The 17307-nt window shown below is 59.3% G+C and carries 15 protein-coding genes; 8 read left to right on the top strand and 7 right to left on the bottom strand.

Annotated features, from left to right (window positions below; all coding sequences use genetic code 11):
• Nucleotides 1-274: 274 nt before the first annotated feature.
• Nucleotides 275-1819 (top strand): ABC-F family ATP-binding cassette domain-containing protein, encoded by a 1545-nt coding sequence (locus CCGE525_RS14160; protein WP_120704828.1) that lies wholly within the window; start codon nucleotides 275-277, stop codon nucleotides 1817-1819.
• A 443-nt stretch (nucleotides 1820-2262) separates the two neighbouring features.
• Nucleotides 2263-4452, top strand: coding sequence for an anthranilate synthase (locus CCGE525_RS14155; protein WP_120704827.1), 2190 nt, complete (start codon nucleotides 2263-2265; stop codon nucleotides 4450-4452).
• Between the two features lie 60 nt (nucleotides 4453-4512).
• Here CCGE525_RS14155 and bluB read toward each other — a convergent pair whose 3' ends face one another.
• Nucleotides 4513-5262: a 5,6-dimethylbenzimidazole synthase gene (gene bluB / locus CCGE525_RS14150; protein ID WP_245472018.1), complete on the bottom strand. Its 750-nt coding sequence runs from the start codon at nucleotides 5260-5262 to the stop codon at nucleotides 4513-4515.
• 411 nt (nucleotides 5263-5673) lie between these two features.
• Between bluB and CCGE525_RS14145 the strand changes: the two genes are divergently transcribed.
• Both CCGE525_RS14145 and queF read left to right on the top strand, forming a co-directional pair.
• Nucleotides 5674-6588, top strand: a complete 915-nt coding sequence (locus CCGE525_RS14145) for a cation diffusion facilitator family transporter (protein ID WP_120704826.1) — start codon at nucleotides 5674-5676, stop codon at nucleotides 6586-6588.
• Nucleotide 6589: 1 nt separating this feature from the next.
• Nucleotides 6590-7054 carry a preQ(1) synthase gene (queF, locus tag CCGE525_RS14140; protein WP_120704825.1) on the top strand — a complete coding sequence of 155 codons (465 nt, stop codon included), beginning with the start codon at nucleotides 6590-6592 and terminating at the stop codon, nucleotides 7052-7054.
• Nucleotides 7055-7114: 60 nt separating this feature from the next.
• On the opposite strand, the gene CCGE525_RS14135 is transcribed toward queF, so the two are convergent.
• Entirely contained in the window at nucleotides 7115-7897 is a 783-nt protein-coding gene (locus CCGE525_RS14135; RefSeq protein WP_120706408.1) for a DUF2076 domain-containing protein, read from the bottom strand.
• 231 nt (nucleotides 7898-8128) lie between these two features.
• Between CCGE525_RS14135 and CCGE525_RS14130 the strand changes: the two genes are divergently transcribed.
• Nucleotides 8129-8716 (top strand): ATP-dependent Clp protease proteolytic subunit, encoded by a 588-nt coding sequence (locus tag CCGE525_RS14130; protein ID WP_120704824.1) that lies wholly within the window; start codon nucleotides 8129-8131, stop codon nucleotides 8714-8716.
• 129 nt (nucleotides 8717-8845) lie between these two features.
• Here CCGE525_RS14130 and CCGE525_RS14125 read toward each other — a convergent pair whose 3' ends face one another.
• From CCGE525_RS14125 to CCGE525_RS14115, 3 genes are all read right to left on the bottom strand, one after another.
• Nucleotides 8846-9763: a GSU2403 family nucleotidyltransferase fold protein gene (locus CCGE525_RS14125; protein WP_162950169.1), complete on the bottom strand. Its 918-nt coding sequence runs from the start codon at nucleotides 9761-9763 to the stop codon at nucleotides 8846-8848.
• The gene (locus CCGE525_RS38300; protein WP_162950168.1) at nucleotides 9760-10008 is read right to left on the bottom strand and encodes a nucleotidyltransferase family protein; all 249 of its coding nucleotides are present in this window, start codon (nucleotides 10006-10008) and stop codon (nucleotides 9760-9762) included. Before CCGE525_RS38300 ends, CCGE525_RS14125 begins: the two co-directional genes overlap by 4 nt.
• Before the next feature lie 194 nt (nucleotides 10009-10202).
• The gene (locus CCGE525_RS14115; protein WP_120704821.1) at nucleotides 10203-10586 is read right to left on the bottom strand and encodes a YciI family protein; all 384 of its coding nucleotides are present in this window, start codon (nucleotides 10584-10586) and stop codon (nucleotides 10203-10205) included.
• A gap of 259 nt (nucleotides 10587-10845) precedes the next feature.
• On the opposite strand from CCGE525_RS14115, the gene CCGE525_RS14110 reads away from it, so the two are divergent.
• Nucleotides 10846-12030: a benzoate/H(+) symporter BenE family transporter gene (locus CCGE525_RS14110; protein ID WP_120704820.1), complete on the top strand. Its 1185-nt coding sequence runs from the start codon at nucleotides 10846-10848 to the stop codon at nucleotides 12028-12030.
• Nucleotides 12031-12442: 412 nt separating this feature from the next.
• Nucleotides 12443-14155, top strand: a complete 1713-nt coding sequence (gene leuA / locus CCGE525_RS14105) for a 2-isopropylmalate synthase (protein ID WP_120704819.1) — start codon at nucleotides 12443-12445, stop codon at nucleotides 14153-14155.
• A gap of 66 nt (nucleotides 14156-14221) precedes the next feature.
• Here leuA and CCGE525_RS14100 read toward each other — a convergent pair whose 3' ends face one another.
• Nucleotides 14222-16072, bottom strand: coding sequence for an ABC transporter ATP-binding protein (locus CCGE525_RS14100; protein WP_120704818.1), 1851 nt, complete (start codon nucleotides 16070-16072; stop codon nucleotides 14222-14224).
• Nucleotides 16073-16434: 362 nt separating this feature from the next.
• Between CCGE525_RS14100 and CCGE525_RS14095 the strand changes: the two genes are divergently transcribed.
• Nucleotides 16435-16839: a hypothetical protein gene (locus tag CCGE525_RS14095; RefSeq protein WP_120704817.1), complete on the top strand. Its 405-nt coding sequence runs from the start codon at nucleotides 16435-16437 to the stop codon at nucleotides 16837-16839.
• A gap of 51 nt (nucleotides 16840-16890) precedes the next feature.
• Here CCGE525_RS14095 and CCGE525_RS14090 read toward each other — a convergent pair whose 3' ends face one another.
• A complete protein-coding gene (locus CCGE525_RS14090) occupies nucleotides 16891-17094 on the bottom strand; it encodes a hypothetical protein (protein ID WP_120704816.1) in 204 nt (67 codons plus the stop codon).
• Between the last annotated feature and the right edge of the window lie 213 nt (nucleotides 17095-17307).

Genomic DNA, 17307 nt, shown 5'->3' with positions numbered 1-17307 from the left:
ATGCTATCAAGACTCTGCAACCTATCGAGAAAGGAGGGCCGAAGATGAGCACGTTTGTCTGGCGCAATCGCCAGTTCGGCCCGAACCAAGCCCTGCAAATGCGTTTGCAGGGCTGATCAGAGACCGCTTCTCATTCACCGTCTTTCTGGTCTGCCCCTATGGGTAATGCAGCGCGCATGTTCGCGCGGCTGCGTGATGACACTCAACCGAGTTTCCGCCGATAACCACAGCGATGGAGCGTCGCGGCTGTGCTCGGATCAGACCGGAAAAGACCATGACTCTGATCAATCTCCGCAATTTTGGCGTCACCCTGGGTGTGCCGCTTATTTCCAATCTCAATTTCACCGTTGGCGCCGGCGACCGCGTTGGCATCGTTGCCGCAAATGGCCGAGGGAAATCCACTCTGCTCAATTGCATCGCCGGCAGGCTGGAGCCGACGGTCGGCGACATCACTCGCTCGCGCGGGCTGCAGGTCGGCTATGTCGAACAAAATGTGCCCGCCAATCTGGCTGCTGTATCCTTTTACGATGCGGTTTTGCGCGCTCTGCCGGAGGAGCAGGCTGAGAGCGAGGGCTGGCGCGTCGACGTCACGCTGGATTCGCTCGACGTGCCGCAGGCCATGCGTGAGAGGGCGCTTGCCGAACTCAGCGGTGGCTGGCAGCGGCTTGCCATGCTTGCCCGAGTCTGGGTGACCGAACCCGACCTGCTGCTGCTGGACGAGCCGACCAACCATCTCGATCTCGCCAAGATCGCCCTGCTGGAGGATTGGTTGAACGCTCTGCCGCGTGACGTGCCCGTGCTGATATCCAGCCACGACCGCTCCTTTCTCGATGCCGTCTGCAACCGCACTCTTTTCCTGCGACAGGAGCTATCGCTGGCCTATTCTCTGCCATATAGCCGGGCGCGGGCAGCGTTGGACGAGGCCGACGCTTCCGACGAGCGGCGTTTCCAGAAGGATATGAAAACGTCCCAGCAACTGCGCAAGCAGGCGGCCAAGCTCAACAACCTCGGCATCAATTCCGGCAGCGACTTGCTGACAGTGAAGACGAAGCAGCTCAAGGCGCGCGCCGAGCGTTTTGAGGATACGGCCCGGCCCGGTCATCAGGAGCGGTCATCAGGCGCAATCAAGCTCGCCAATCGCGGCATTCAGGCCAGGATATTGGTGACGCTGGACGACGCTTCCGTCGAAACACCTGACGGTACGCTGTTGTTCAAGACCGGCAAACGCTGGATTTGCCAGAGCGACCGCATCGTCCTACTTGGTCACAATGGTGCGGGTAAGACCCGTCTTGTTGAAATGATCCGCAATGCCATAGTCGGTCAGACTGGTGTAGCGGCGATCAAGGCGACGCCATCGCTGACGCTCGGCTATAGCGACCAGGCGCTCTCCCATCTCCGCCCTGACGATACCCCGCTCGGCTTGATCACGCGGCTGTTCGAGCTGGGCGAACAACGGGCGCGCACCCTGCTCGCCGGCGCCGGCATGGGCATCGACATGCAGGGGCGCGCTATCGGCAGGCTTTCGGGCGGCCAGAAGGCGAGATTGTCCATGCTGGTGCTGCGATTGACCAACCCCAACTTCTATCTGCTAGACGAACCGACCAATCACCTTGATATCGATGGGCAGGAGGCGCTGGAAGGTGAGTTGATGGCGCGGGAGGCAAGTTGTCTGCTTGTGTCTCACGACCGCAGTTTCGTGGGCGCCATAGGCAATCGCTTCTGGCTGATCGAGAAGAGGCGACTGGTCGAAGTTGACGGGCCGGAGGAGTTTTTTGGGGAGGCTGGGCGGCGCGGCGAGGGGATGGTGGGCGTCAGATAGCTCCACCGATGCCGCACCTAGGTGCCTGGCCCCTTATCCTGGGCTTCTCCCCGCTCCTTCGGGGAAAGGAACGATCGAGCGAACACCGGCCTTACTGCCCTGAGGAAAACCGCTCCTGCGGCCGTGAACTCCCTCGCCCCGCATGAGCGGGGTGAGGGGCCGGGCACAGACTTGCAGCATCGGCAGACTTGCCTGACATGGTGATAAGCTCACCCATTCAAGAACTTTCCCCGTTTATCCCGCTTGCGCATCACCTCATCTCACGCTAACAATTCGCTCCATGAACATGTCCTTGAACAACATTGCTGTTTGGTGGTGGGCTCGCTGAGGCGGCCTCGACCAATCGTGTTCAAAGACGACGAGTGAGCCGCCCGAGATTTCGAGGCGGCTTTTTTGCTATAAAGGCCGCCTGTCATCCGGGCCCGACAACGGAGTGAGGAACAATGGTAACGATCCTTCGGGACGATGGTGCGGAAATCTACGAGACGAAGGGGGGGATCACCGTCACCCGGCAGCGCCGGCCGACTCCCTATGCGGATGCGGTTTCGTCCTATATCGACAAGCTCGACGAGCGCCGAGGCGCGGTCTTCTCGTCGAATTACGAATATCCTGGCCGCTACACCCGTTGGGATACCGCCGTCGTCGATCCGCCGCTCGGTCTGTCCTGCAATGGGCGCAATGTCTGGATCAAAGCCTATAATGAGCGGGGCGAGGTCATCCTCGGTTTCATCGCTGAAAAGCTGAAGACGGTTTCCGAACTGGTGCTTGGCGCATCGACAGCCCGCCGGCTCGACCTGACGGTGAAGACGCCGGATCGGGTCTTTACCGAAGAAGAGCGATCGAAGACGCCGACCGTGTTCACCGTTTTGCGCGCCGTGACCGATCTCTTCTACTCGCAGGCTGATGCGAGCATCGGCTTTTATGGCGCCTTCGGCTACGATCTCGCCTTCCAGTTCGACGCCATCAACCTCAAGCTCGAGCGTCCCGACGATCAGCGCGACATGGTACTCTACCTGCCGGATGAAATCCTGGTGGTCGACAACTACTCGGCCAAGGCCTGGATCGATCGTTATGATTTCGCCAAAGGCGGCGTTTCGACCGAAGGCAAGTCCGGCGAGATCGCTGCCGAACCTTTTCGTCATACCGATGCCATTCCGCCGAAGAGCGATCATCGTCCCGGCGAATATGCCGAGCTGGTGGTCAAGGCGAAGGAAAGCTTCCGCAAGGGCGATCTCTTCGAAGTCGTGCCTGGCCAGAAATTCATGGAGCGTTGTGAGAGCAAGCCGTCCGATATTTCCAAGCGGCTGAAGGCGATCAATCCGTCGCCCTATTCCTTCTTCATCAACCTCGGCAATCAGGAATATCTGGTCGGCGCTTCGCCTGAGATGTTCGTCCGCGTCTCCGGCCGCCGTATCGAAACCTGCCCGATTTCCGGCACGATCAAGCGCGGCGACGACCCGATCGCCGACAGCGAGCAGATCCTGAAGCTGCTGAATTCGAAGAAGGACGAGTCCGAGCTGACCATGTGTTCGGATGTCGACCGTAACGACAAGAGCCGCGTCTGCGAGCCGGGCTCGGTGAAGGTCATCGGCCGCCGGCAGATTGAAATGTACTCGCGGTTGATCCATACGGTCGACCATATCGAGGGCCGTTTGCGCGACGACATGGACGCCTATGACGGTTTCCTGAGCCACGCATGGGCCGTCACCGTCACCGGCGCGCCGAAGCTGTGGGCCATGCGCTTCATCGAAAACCATGAGAAGAGCCCGCGCGCCTGGTATGGCGGGGCGGTCGGCATGGTCGGCTTCAACGGCGACATGAATACTGGGCTGACGTTGCGCACCGTGCGCATCAAGGACGGCATTGCCGAGGTGCGGGCCGGCGCTACATTGCTGAACGACTCGATCCCAGAGGATGAAGAAGCCGAAACCGAACTGAAGGCCTCCGCCATGTTGTCCGCTATCCGTGATGCCAAGGCTGCGAATTCCGGCAAGCAGCAGCGCGACGTTGCCTCCGTCGGCAAGGGCGTAAAAATTCTGCTGGTCGACCATGAAGACAGTTTCGTGCATACGCTGGCGAATTATTTCCGCCAGACGGGTGCGACCGTCTCGACCGTACGCACGCCGGTGCCGGAAGACGTGTTCGATCGGCTGGACCCGGATCTGGTGGTGCTTTCGCCCGGACCTGGCAATCCGAAGGATTTCGACTGCAAGGCGACGATCAAGAAGGCGCGGGCGCGGAACCTCCCGATCTTCGGCGTCTGCCTTGGTCTGCAGGCGCTGGCCGAAGCCTATGGCGGTGAGCTTCGTCATCTGGCGCTGCCGATGCACGGCAAGCCCTCGCGCATCCGCGTGTTGGAGCCTGGCTTGGTGTTCTCCGGCCTTGGCCGCGAGGTCACTGTCGGTCGCTATCACTCGATCTTCGCCGATCCCTCGACGCTGCCGCGCGATTTCATGATTACGGCCGAAAGCGAGGACGGCACGATCATGGGGATAGAGCACGTCAAGGAGCCTATCGCAGCCGTTCAGTTCCATCCGGAATCGATCATGACACTCGGCGGCGACGCCGGCATGCGGATGATCGAGAATGTCGTGGCACATCTGGCGCGCAGAGTGAAGACCAAGGCTGCCTGACGGCGCCGCTTCGCTGATGGATACCAATGGGCCGCTGGGATTTCGCCAAATTGGCGGAATCTAGCGTTCCTTGCCGTCCGCCTGCCAGCATTCCTCGAAAATCAGCTCCTCGAGCGGGAGCCGGTCCCGCCATCCCTTCACGGCGAGCTCCGGCATGTCATAGAGTTCGTCCACATAGCCGACGCAAAGCCATGCAACGATCTTCACATGCTCGGGTATGCCGAGGATCGATTTGATGGCTTCCTCGTGGAAAATGCTCACCCAGCCGACGCCGACGCCTTCGGCCCTCGCGGCAAGCCAAAGATTTTGAACGGCGCAGACCGTCGAATAGACGTCCGTAGCCGGATTGTGCGTCCGCCCAAGCACGACAGGCCCACCGCGCTGAGTATCGCAGGTGATGCAGATGCTGAGCGGAGCCTTCCGGATGCCTTCGAGCTTCAACCGCTGATATTGCGAGCGTCGTCCTCCGTCGAACATCAGCGCGGCTTCTTCGTTCGCCTGGTGGAATGCCTGCCACACCCGGTCCCGCGTCTCGCCCTGCTTGACCAGGATAAAGTTCCACGGCTGCATGAAGCCCACGGACGGCGCGTGATGGGCAGCCTCGAGCAGCCGTCTGACAAGATCCTCGGGCAAGGGGTCGGAGCGGAACTGATCGCGCACGTCGCGGCGGGTTTCGATGGCGCGGTAGACTGCGGCTCGTTCTGTTTCCGAAAACGCGCATGCCGCTATCAGATGATCCCCTTCCTTGGTCGATATGTCGGCGGGCGAAGGGGCGTTGCGCGGATGGGCGGGATCATCAAATGAGGGCATGTTCCACCATGGATTTAGAGGCAGCGGCGACGTTTCATTGGCGGCATGCCGTTCGCTGGGTCGTTGCGGGTTGATGTATAGCTTAGTGCGCGCTTGCGCGGGAAGGTGCCGTTATGATTTTCACAGGCGGGCATGGGATTCGTCCGAAGTTGTCGTGGAAGGTCTATCCGGCCGTTGTTGATCTCAGCGTGAGGCTGGACTGGCGGCCTCCCTGCTTTGTTTAACGGCTATATTTCGGATAAATTGTGATGCGCGAGATCCAGGTCGTCCTTTGACAAACGGCGCGTTCTGCATCATATGAGCCCCAATGAGCCGCCTGCGCGATTTTCGCGTGGGCGGTTTTGCATTTGAACGGCACAGTTTTTGCAATTCACTCGCATAAGCATGGCCGCATCCGCATTGGAGAAACACATGAACGGACAGGGCAACCAGACAATCAAACGGCTGGCCCTCTGGGGCATTCCGATATCGCTCGGCGTCATGGGGCTGAAGATGCTCGCCTGGTGGGTGACGGGCTCCGTCGCGCTGTTGTCGGACGGTCTCGAATCCCTTGTCAATGTCGTGGCCGCTTTCATCGCCTTCTTCGCCATCCGCTATGCGCAGAAGCCGGCGGATCACGATCATCCCTTCGGCCACCATAAGGCTGAGTATCTTTCGGCTGTCACCGAAGGTGCGATGATCATCGTTGCGGCGCTGATGATCGTGCAGGAAGCAGTGGGGCACCTGAGCAATCCGCAGCCGATGCAGGCGCCCGTTCTCGGTCTCGCCATCAACTTTGCTGCCGGTGTCCTCAATGCCCTATGGGCGCTGACGCTGATCCGGGCTGGACGCGAGCACCGCTCGCCGGCGCTGACGGCGGATGGACAGCACATCATGTCCGATGTCTATACCTCGGTCGGCGTGCTCATCGGCCTGTTGTTGGCGATCGGCACCGGCTATCCGATCTTCGACCCGGTACTTGCCATTCTCGTCGCCATCAACATTCTCTATCAAGGCTGGAAAGTGACCTCCAATTCCATTGACGGGCTGATGGACAAGGCCGTCCTGCCGGACGAGGAAGTGGTGATCAAGGAGGCGATCGCGACGCATGCGGAGGGTTCGCTCGGCGTGCACGATCTGAAGACGCGCCGGGCAGGCGCCGTCACCTTCGTCGACTTCCATCTCGTCGTACCCGCAGCGATGCCGGTTCGCGAGGCGCATCGCATCTGCGATCGCCTTGAAGACGCCATACGGGCGATCCATGCGGGCGCGGAAATAACCATTCACGTGGAGCCGGAGGGCGAGAAGGCCCATGGCATCCGCGTCAAGGTGATCAAGGAGACCTAAGATGCCTACAACCGATGTTTCCGGTCTGTCGATGCTCGGCAGTCAGACAGAAACGGCCGCAAACCCCGAGGCTGCCGTTCTGGAAAAGGTGCCGTCCGGCCATGCCGGCACGGATTATGTCGTGCGCTTCACTGCGCCGGAATTCACGTCCCTCTGCCCGATGACCGGGCAGCCGGACTTTGCCCATATCGTCATCGATTATGTGCCGAGCGAATGGCTGGTGGAATCGAAGTCGCTGAAACTCTTCCTGCATTCCTTCCGCAACCACGGCGCCTTCCATGAGGATTGCTCGATCTACATCGCCAAACGGCTGGTGGATCTGCTGGAGCCGAAATGGCTGCGTATCGGCGCCTACTGGTATCCCCGGGGCGGCATCCCGATCGATGTTTTCTGGCAAACGGGCAAGCCACCCGAGGGCGTATGGCTGCCGGATCAAGGCGTGCAGCCCTATCGTGGGCGTGGCTGAAATTGAAAAAAAGCCGCCATCCCAAGGGAAAGCGGCTTTTGCAATTAGAGACGATCCGTGTCACGCGAACGAGCTGTCGTCTCCGCCAGTGTCGGACGAATCATCATCGTAGTCGTCATCCCGATCGTCCGCGGCATAGTCGACATTGGACTGATCGTTGTCATTCTGATCGCTTTTGTCGTCGTTGCCGAAATAGTTGTTGTTGATGATCGTTTCCTGAGCCGGCTGTTCGGCTGCGTTGGCACTACCGCCGAAGAGTCCGCCAAGGCCACCGCCGCCGGTGCCGCCGAGATGGGGGCTGAAGAGGCTAGAGAGCGATTCCGCCAGCATCACGCCGCCAGCGACGCCGGCCGCCGTACCGAGAGCGCCGCGCAGGAAGCTGCCGGTCGCCGAGGGAGCCGCAGCCTGCTGGCTCCAGGGACCGGTCGGCTGTTGCTGGCCGCCCCATGGGCCTGGCTGCGGAGCGTTGCGGGCGTAATCGTCGTAGAGACGACCCTGCTGTTGCGGGGCTTGCGGCGCCGGGCCACGCTGCGGCTGTTGTTGGCCGCCGAAGAGCGAGCCGAGACCGCCCAGGAAGCCTCCGCTCTGGGCTTGCGGCTGATTGCCGGCGCCTTGCTGTTCCAATTCGTGCACGCGTGCTTCGAGCTGCTGGATGCGGTCGGCCGCAGCCTTCATGCCTTGTTCCTGTATGAGCACGGCTTGCGCCAGGAAATAGGGTGCGTAGGGCTGCTCGCGAACCGACTGATTGATGAAGGCTTCTGCATCAGCATCGCGCTGGGTGCTGCCCGTAGCGCGGACGCGATCGAAGAGGGACACAAGCATTTGACGTTCTTCAGGCGACATGATGGCCTCCTTGGCTATCTGTTGCTGCAAATTCGGGGCGCGATTCTCATCGCGCTCACCTGACGTAAGATGGAATTCCGGCTTTTCAAAGCCTCTTCATGTTACTTTTCGGTAATCCGCAACCATACCGCCATGCTTTCCCGAGCTATTCGCGCCTTGCCTTTTTCCGGCATTGTTTTACGCATTGAGTCGCACTATGTGCGGTAGGACACATCTGCTGGAGACTTGCGAATGAACGACGAAGACGAACAGGAAGAAAAGACGAAAGAGCTGCCGTTGGGCAAGGACGCGGAGGCGAATCTTTTCAAATCGCGCTCGATCTTCATTTATGGCGGTATTACGCAGGAACTGGCGCAGAAGGTCTGCTCGCAGCTCGTGGCACTCGCGGCCGCCAGCGATGACGATATCCGCATCTATGTGAATTCGCCCGGCGGCCATGTCGAATCCGGCGATTCCATTCACGACATGATCAAGTTCATCAAGCCGAAGGTCTGGATGATCGGCTCCGGCTGGGTTGCGTCCGCGGGCGCCTTGATCTATGTCGCCGCTCCGAAAGAGCGCCGCATCTGCTTGCCGAACACCCGCTTCCTGCTGCACCAACCGTCCGGCGGCACGCGCGGCATGGCCTCCGACATCGAAATCCAGGCGCGCGAGATCATCAAGATGAACGAGCGCCTGAACAAGATTTTCTCGGAAGCCACCGGTCAGCCGGTCGAGCGCATCGCCAAGGATACCGATCGCGATTACTGGCTGTCGGCCGAGGAAGCCAAGGCTTACGGCCTGGTCTCGCGGATCGTGAGGTCGCAGGCGGAAATCTGATTAGCCGCTTTGCTTATCGAAGCGTCCTCGTTTGCCGGAAAGGCGGGCGAGGGCGCTTTTGTGCGGGACTACAAATGCCACCAAACGCTGAGCCGTTGACATGATCCGGGAAATCATCATCTTTCACACCTAGCTTGGTGAACGACCACCGCTCCAGTGGTCCCGCAGTTCGAGAATTCCTTTCTTACCCGTTCCCATCCCGTGACGGCGGTCTTCGATGCCGGAAAGGCGTTCCGCCGTGACCACCGCTTGTTCTAGTAATGAGAATTCTTCCTCCTCAAGACGAAGTGAAGCGACAGCGAGCCGTCGTCTCCATCGTGGGCCTCTTTCCCAAGCCTCTATCCACGCGGAGCCGAGTTCGAACTCCTGCTTGGTTTCCGATAGTCGAGCGATAAGCGCACTCGCCTGCGCCAGGTCCTTCGTTATCTTGCTCATAGTTCCTGTTTCCACCCGTAGACGTGTGGAGACGATGAGTTTGTGAACAGCGTAGCGCTCGGGTGCAGGGACGACGACCCCCACCCCGGCCTCATGCAGCACGACGGACCGTACCGGCTCTCTTATCAGGAAGTCGAGGTAGGGCAATGCCTGCGCTCCGATACCGCCCAGCGCGGGCATTTTCGTCAGACTCTGGCTATTGGCCGCGTCGCCTCGGTTGGGGGTCAAAAACTCGACTCTTGTTCCATCAGAGTTCCTGTATCCCGCGACCAGGAATGGCGAGTGCGGATTGAAAATCGGTTTGAACGTAGCGTCTACCTTTGTGAGGATTGATCCGATGTCTTCCATCGCATCATCGATCAAAACCGAAATACTGTGGTATTGGGCAATATCGTCATCTTGCGTCAGATAGTTCGCCTCATCGAACCTAAGGCCGAGAAGTCCGCCATAGGTTTGAAACGCATGTGACCCCACAAGAACTGCACGAAGTCTGAAGAGGCCGCTCTTGGCGAGTTGTGAGATGACCTCGCCCTCGGTGCGCGTTCGCGACGGCAGCCCGCTGCGTCTGAGTTGGCTGGCAAGCCGTCGCCGAGAAACATAGTCCGCCTTCAACCTAGTTGCATTTCCACCCTCTTGGCAACTTCGGGATCGTCCGCGGGGCCAACATACAGCGCCTTCAGTTTTGGACGGCCGTCGTCCTGTGGTTCCAATGTGCGATGATACCAATATTCGCGGCTATGGCGCCTGAGCTTCGTGAATGAGCCCTTTTCGCCGAATTGGTCCAAAAACTGCACATCGTGGGCTCTTTCGACCAAATCTGAAAATGCGATTTGATCAAGTCGATTCAGGACTCTCATGACGTGATAACCTTGCTGCAAGTCTGCCAAACTTGTAGCAAGGTTATCATGTCAGCGGCGTCCAACCAAGTTCTTGCTACAAGTTTGGCAGGCTTGCAGCAAGAACTTGCAGTTGCTACCGTTACTGTCTTGTTGGGTGACGAAAGCCGTGATGATGGCTTGTAGCCACTGCGGCCGAATTACCGGGCGACCTGCTATTCCTCGTCCCGAGGTGCCAGAGGCACGCCGGGTGCAAAAAGCGAAATCGGCCTGATTTCGTAGACTGCCGTCGGATTGGCGCGACGGAGGTCGCGCGCCGCTGCAACCGCTGCGTCGAGCGTTGGAAAATCCACGACATAGAAGCCCAGCAATTGTTCCTTGGTTTCAGCAAAGGGGCCATCGGTGATCATACCGGCACCTTTTCCTCGCAGCGTGACGGCGCGTTGCGTGGGACCGAGCCGTGCGGCCGGTCCCAGAGACTTCTCCTGGACTAGGCGATCGTTGATTTGGAGAAGTTCGGTCATCAACGCCGCATCCTCCTCTTTGGTCCAGGATTCGACCACGCCCTCTTCGTGATAGGCCAAGATGGCGTAATACATAGAACGTTCCCCTCATGTATCTGTCAATTTTAGCCGGCCGAGCTTCGGCATGCCTGGGAGCCCCGGCCGGCGGGCTGAAATTTAGAAACCTATTGGACACACATCACACATGTTTGTTGGCTGATGCGCAACCCCGTCCAATCCTTTCCACAATCAATCGGAGTGCCGTTCCGTTCTTTCGCGAAACTGCACTTGCACGACCGCCGCTTGTGATGCTCCATGCGCGTTCCGCCGCTTCCACGAGTTTCCAGCCGTCGTCATGCTTAAAGATTTTTCCGTTCAAAGCCTGTTCATGGGCTGCCTCACCGCCTTTGTCGGCTTTGCCAGTTCTTTCGCCGTCGTACTGCATGGACTGCAGGCTGTCGGTGCAACGGACGCGCAGGCCGCTTCAGCGTTGACGGCCCTGTCGATTTCGATGGGGCTCTGCGCCATCGTGCTCAGCACCGCGACGAAGCTGCCTGTCAGTATCGCCTGGTCGACGCCGGGGGCGGCATTACTTGCTAACGCAGGCGCCGTCGAGGGTGGGTTTCCGGTGGCGGTCGGCGCATTTCTTGTCTGTGCGGCGCTGATCGTGATTGCCGGCCTGTTCCGGCCGCTTGGACGTGCGGTCGCGGCCATCCCGGCGCCGCTTGCCAATGCGATGCTCGCCGGCGTGTTGCTTGGACTTTGTTTCGCGCCGGTCAAGGCGATCGGTTTCAATCCGTTGCTTGGCCTGCCGATCATCATCGCCTGGATCGTGGTCGGAGCGTTCAAGCGGCTTTGGGCCGTGCCGGCGGCGCTTGGCGCCTTTGCGCTGGTGCTGGCATTCGGCGTGAAGGTGCCTGATGGAGCGCTGACGTCGCTGCAGCATTCGCTGCTACCGAGCGTCGAATTGGTCAGGCCGGTCTTCACCGTCGCCGGCCTCATCTCGATCGCGCTGCCCCTCTTCATCGTCACCATGGCGTCTCAAAATATTCCGGGCATCGCCGTGCTGAAGGTGCACCACTATGATCCGAGGCCAGGCCCGCTCTTTGCCGTCACCGGGGTGTTTTCGTTGATGAGCGCCCCCTTCGGCGGCCATGCCGTCAATCTCGCCGCGATCACCGCAGCCATGTGCGCGGGGCAAGATGCGCATGCCGATCCGAAGCGGCGCTATTGGGCGGCCATCATTGCCGGCGTCGTGTACATCATCCTTGGGCTGCTCGCCGGCGCAGTCACCGCCTTCGTTGCGCTGGCGCCGCCGATCCTGATCGAAGCCGTCGCCGGTCTGGCGCTGGTCGGCGCACTTTCCAACTCGGCTTTGAATGCCTTTCAAAAGGCGGAATCGCGCGAGGCCGCCGCTATCACTTTCCTCGTCACGGCATCGGGCGTTTCATTCGCTGGGATCTCCGGCGCTTTCTGGGGCCTGATTGCCGGCGGATTGATGATGGCCTTGTCACATGGGGTGCAACTGCTCAAACGGTAAGCGCATACCCCCTAAATCGGAACCGATTTTGGGGAGGTATGCGCATTTAGAAGTGTTACCGCGTCCTTCGGGTGTGCGGCGCGGTAAGGGGTTGCTTCTTTTTTGCCGCGCAGCTATAAGCGCGACCATGAAGACGACTGGCGCAAAGATTTCCGAACAGATTGCACGTGGGCGCGTTGCCCTGCGTGACAATACGCGCGCCCTTACTTCGCTTCTTCTTCTCGGCCTTACGCGCGGTTGCCGGGTCCTTTGAGGAGCGCTCGGCGGCCGTAGAGCCTGCCCGGCCATCGCTCCTCGCGACATATCCCCAAAATCGACAGGATACCCGCAGCGGGTCCGCATTTGTCATCGCCAAGCCGCGTACGATCGGTTAAGACGCGGGACAAATGACGGGAAAGGAAGAGACGAAACCATGGACGCGAACAGCCATTCCCCCAAAGGCATGCCCGAAGCAGCGGTGAAATACCGGGCTTACCCTCAGATCAACATCCCCGACAGAACCTGGCCTTCGAAAACCATCACCAAGGCGCCGATCTGGTGCTCCGTCGATTTGCGTGACGGCAATCAGGCGCTGGTCGATCCGATGGGCCACGACCGCAAGGAACGCATGTTCCATCTGCTGGTGGACATGGGTTTCAAGGAAATTGAAATCGGCTTTCCCTCTGCATCGCAGACCGACTTCGATTTTGCCAGATGGTGCATCGAGCACGGCAGTGTGCCGGATGACGTGTCGCTGCAGGTCCTGGTACAGTGCCGTCCGGAGCTGATCACCCGTACCTTCGAGGCATTGGACGGCGCCAATAAGCCGATCGTGCATTTCTATAATTCCACCAGCGAATTGCAGCGCCGCGTGGTGTTCGCCAAGGATGTGAAGGGCATCAAGGAGATCGCCGTCGATGCGGCCAAGATGATCACCGACATGGCGGCGAAGGCGGGTGGCGGCTATCGCTTCGAATATTCGCCGGAGAGTTTTACCGGCACCGAGCTGGATGTGGCGCTGGAAATCTGCAACGCCGTTATCGAAGTGGTGAAGCCGACGCCGGACAACAAGCTGATCATCAACCTGCCGTCGACTGTCGAAATGGCGACGCCGAACATCTATGCCGACCAGATCGAATGGATGTGCCGCAATCTCGACAACCGCGAAAACCTGATCATCTCATTGCATCCGCATAATGACCGCGGCACCGGCATTGCTGCTGCCGAACTGGCCTTGATGGCCGGCGCAGACCGCGTCGAAGGCACGTTGTTCGGCAATGGCGAACGCACCGGCAATGTCGACGTCGTCACCATGGCGCTGAACATGTTCACGCAGGGCGTCGATCCCGAGCTCGATTGCTCCAACATCGAACGCATGAAGGAAGTCTTCGAATATTCCAACCAGATGGCGATCGGCGAACGCCACCCTTACGTCGGTGAACTGGTCTACACCGCTTTTTCCGGCTCGCATCAGGATGCGATCAACAAGGGCATGAAGGCCGCCAAGGTCGCCAATCATCCGGTTTGGGAAGTGCCGTATCTGCCGATCGATCCGCAGGATGTCGGCCGCACCTACGAGGCGATCATCCGCATCAACTCGCAGTCCGGCAAGGGCGGCATCGCCTATATCATGCAGCAGGATTACGGGCTCAACCTGCCGCGCAATCTCCAGGTAGAATATCGCGAAGAGATCCAGCGCATCACCGACGAAGAAGGCAAGGAACTGCCCTCGCGGCGGATCTACGAGCACTTCATCGAGCGTTACGTGACCCAATCTGGTGCCCGCATCCGTTTCGTCGACCACCACACTTTCGCTGATCCCGAGCATAAGGGTCAGCGAGTGGTTGCCGCGGAGATCACCGATAATGGCGAGGTGAAGCGTATCGAAGGCCGCGGCAACGGCCCGATCGACGGCTTCATCAATGCTCTCTCGATCTATCTCGGCATTCCGATGTCGGTTGAGGACTATTCCGAACATTCGCTGCAGCACGGCTCCAATGCCTCGGCAATCTCCTATGTCGAAACCTCCTATCCCGGCGGCAAGCTCTTCGGTGCCGGGATCAACACCAATATCGTTGCCGCGTCTCTCGAGGCAATCGTCTCGGCGGCGAATCGCGTGCTCGATATCCAGGCGAAAAAGGGCTGAATTTCAGCCGTTATGACCTGGTGAAGACAAAATCCCCTCGACGTCATCGAGGGGATTTTTTGTTCGTTATCCATCGTTCAAGACAGGGTCATCGTTGCCGATAAAGCCGCCTGATTGACGCGCCCACAATGCGGCATAGATGCCGTTTTGGGCGAGCAGATCGCCATGCGTGCCGTCCTCGACGATCCGCCCTTCATCAAGAACGACGACGCGGTCCATGTGTGCAATGGTCGACAGTCGATGGGCGATCGCGATGACCGTTTTGCCCTCCATGACACCATAGAGCGTATCCTGGATGGCGGCTTCCACTTCCGAATCCAGCGCGGATGTGGCCTCGTCGAGTACGAGGATCGGTGCATTTTTCAGGATGGCGCGCGCAAGTGCAATGCGTTGCCTTTGTCCGCCCGATAGCTGAACTCCGCGTTCGCCGACATGAGCGTCGTAGCCGATGCGGCCTTCGTGATCCCGGAGAGCGGCGATAAATCCGCTTGCCGCTGCCTTATCCGCCGCAGCCGCAATCGCGCCCTCGGAAAATCGAGGATCGCCGTGGGAGATGTTGTCGCGAACCGAGCGGTGGAGCAGGGCTGCATCCTGGGTCACCATGCCGATCTGTCGGCGCAGGCTCTCCTGGGCGATCCGGCGGATGTCCTGTCCATCGATTTCAATGGAGCCTGCTTCCGGATCGAAGAATCGCAGCAGCAGATTGACGAGCGTCGACTTGCCGGTGCCGGAACGTCCCACGAGGCCTACCTTTTCGCCCCGCGCGATGTGCAGGGAAATGCCCGCCAAACCGCCATTGCCCTTGCCATAATGATGCGTCACTGACTTGAAGGCGATGGCGCCGCCACTGACCAAGAGTTGGCGGGCTCCAGGTTCATCCGTAATGGCAAGCGGCTGTGCCACGGTCAGCAGCGATTGCCGCATTGCGCCCAGATGAGCGAATAACGACGATACGGCGTCGAGCATCCATTCGGCCATGCCGGTGATGCGGAAGCTCAAGGCGAGCGAGGCGGCAATCAGACCAAGCGGCGCGCCGCCGGCCTGCCACAGGATCACCGCATAGCCGACGAGCCCGACGATCAGAAAACTGCCTAGGAACAGCATGCTGGAATTGACCATGACTTCGAGCTTCTGCACGCGCACGAATGTTCTGCGGGCAGCGGCGAAGCGCTCCCGGCCTTCGAGGTCTTCTTCGGCCGCATTGGCAAAGAGCTTGATGATGTCGATATTGGCATAGGTGTCGACCAGCATGCCCGTCAGCGAAGCATAGGCGCCCTGAAATTCTTCGGATGCCCTGCGAAGCCGTGGGATGACAAACGCCATCAGACCCAGATAGCAGCAGACCCAGACGAGCAGCGGCCACATGAGACGCAGGTCGATCGACGCCATGAGCCACAGCGAACCGGCGACATAGATCGTAACGAAGGACAGAGTGTGCAGCACTGCGTAGGCGGCCCCGGTCGCGGAGTTGCCCATGTCGCGCACCTGGCTCGCGATGCGCCCGGAAAAGTCCTGGCGGAACCAGCCCACCGATTGCCGCAGGACATGGCGGTGCGCCCGCCAGCGGACCAGTGTCTCGGCATTCGGCCGAAACGCAATATCGTCGAGGCTTTCCCTGAGATAGCCGGCGAGCGGCCGCCCTATCAGTACAAGGACAGCTGCTGTCAGCAATTCGGTACCGTGGGATGCCCAAAGCCGATCCGGCCGGGCGGCTGCCAGAATGTCGACGAGCTGGCTGGTATAGCTGATGAGCCAGATTTCGATGGCAGCGCCGACGACCGTCAAAGCAAGGCTCATTGCCATGACGCGGCGGAACGGGTGCAGGTTGCTTTTAAGATACCGCCATGTATCCGGCGGTGGGTTCAGATCGTCATAATGTTGGAATGGATCGACGAGCTTTTCAAAGCGACGAAACATGAGTGCCCTCCAGGGGCGAGAGATGGCAATTTGATGGATGGGCTGAACAGGCAGCCCGTCACGGCACTGCTTTTCAGCGGTGGTTTCCTGTGCCGTGAGTTCTCATCAAACGCTCTCCTCTAAAGTCGCTTGGCGGTTGTATAACGCATGATGGCTGCAATGTCATGCAAAAATGATTGTCTAAATTAGAGGTCCTGGCGGTTGTGCAAGATGACCTCAACCAGAGGCACGTGCGGTCTATTTCGGATCGGGTGCAAGACCTTGGAGGCCAATCCACCCGATATTGGCCATTAAGCTATATTCCAGAGCGGCAGACCGGCGTGATATTTTAAGAATCTTCGGCAAAAGTCTGGGAGGGAAACATGCCGCGCCTTGCCAATCTGTATTTCAAGACAGCAATCATCTTTCTGATCATCGGAATTGGAATAGGCCTGAAAATGGCAATCACCGAGGATCACAGTGTCATCGGCGCCCATGCGCATGCCAATCTCCTCGGCTGGGTGACCATGGCGCTCTTCGGCGGTTACCATGCGCTGAACCCGCAAAAGGCGGAGAGGCGGCTGGCGATGATTCAGTATTACATCTACACAGCCGGCGTCGCGGTCTTGGTGCCGGCATTGTATCTCATGCTTCTCGGCAATATGGCGATGGAACCGATCGTAGCGGCCGCGTCGATCGTGATTTTCCTTGGCGTTCTGTTGTTCGCCTTCATCATCTTTTCAGCTGAGCAGGCCAACGCAACGATTTCGCCGGCGCGGTCTCACTGATCTTGCAACAAGAGGCGGTAGGGGCATCAGCTCCCCGCCGTTCTCCCGCGGTCATGATTTCTGGTTGGAAAGCTCCTCGCGCCGCTTTAGCAGGCGTTCGAGTTCTTCTTCCTGTTCGGCAATACGCTCCGACGCCAGCTCTTCGTCCGCCGCTCCAGAGTAGGCGGCGGCTTGCTCGATCAACTCGCGAAGATTTTCTCTTATTGCCGCGATGCGCTCGTCAATCTCCGGTATGGTCAGCAGAATGTCGGACATGGTCGATCTCCAGGGAATGCGCCCCGTCGGATGATGCCTCTGGGTACGATGTTGACGAATAGTATCTCCGGCTGAACCGAAGTCGCAAGCAGGACTTTGACTAACGCATCCCGCTTTCAGGCGAAATCACCTGCAAGCGGATAAGATGTTCTGGATTCAAAGGACTAGCGCGGCCTTTGTGCATTCAAAATGAACGCATAAAGGCCTAGCGGC

This window comes from Rhizobium jaguaris, assembly GCF_003627755.1.
Taxonomy (GTDB): domain Bacteria; phylum Pseudomonadota; class Alphaproteobacteria; order Rhizobiales; family Rhizobiaceae; genus Rhizobium; species Rhizobium jaguaris.
Note: the sequence above shows the minus strand (reverse complement) of the source record. Positions and strands in the feature narration are given on the sequence as shown.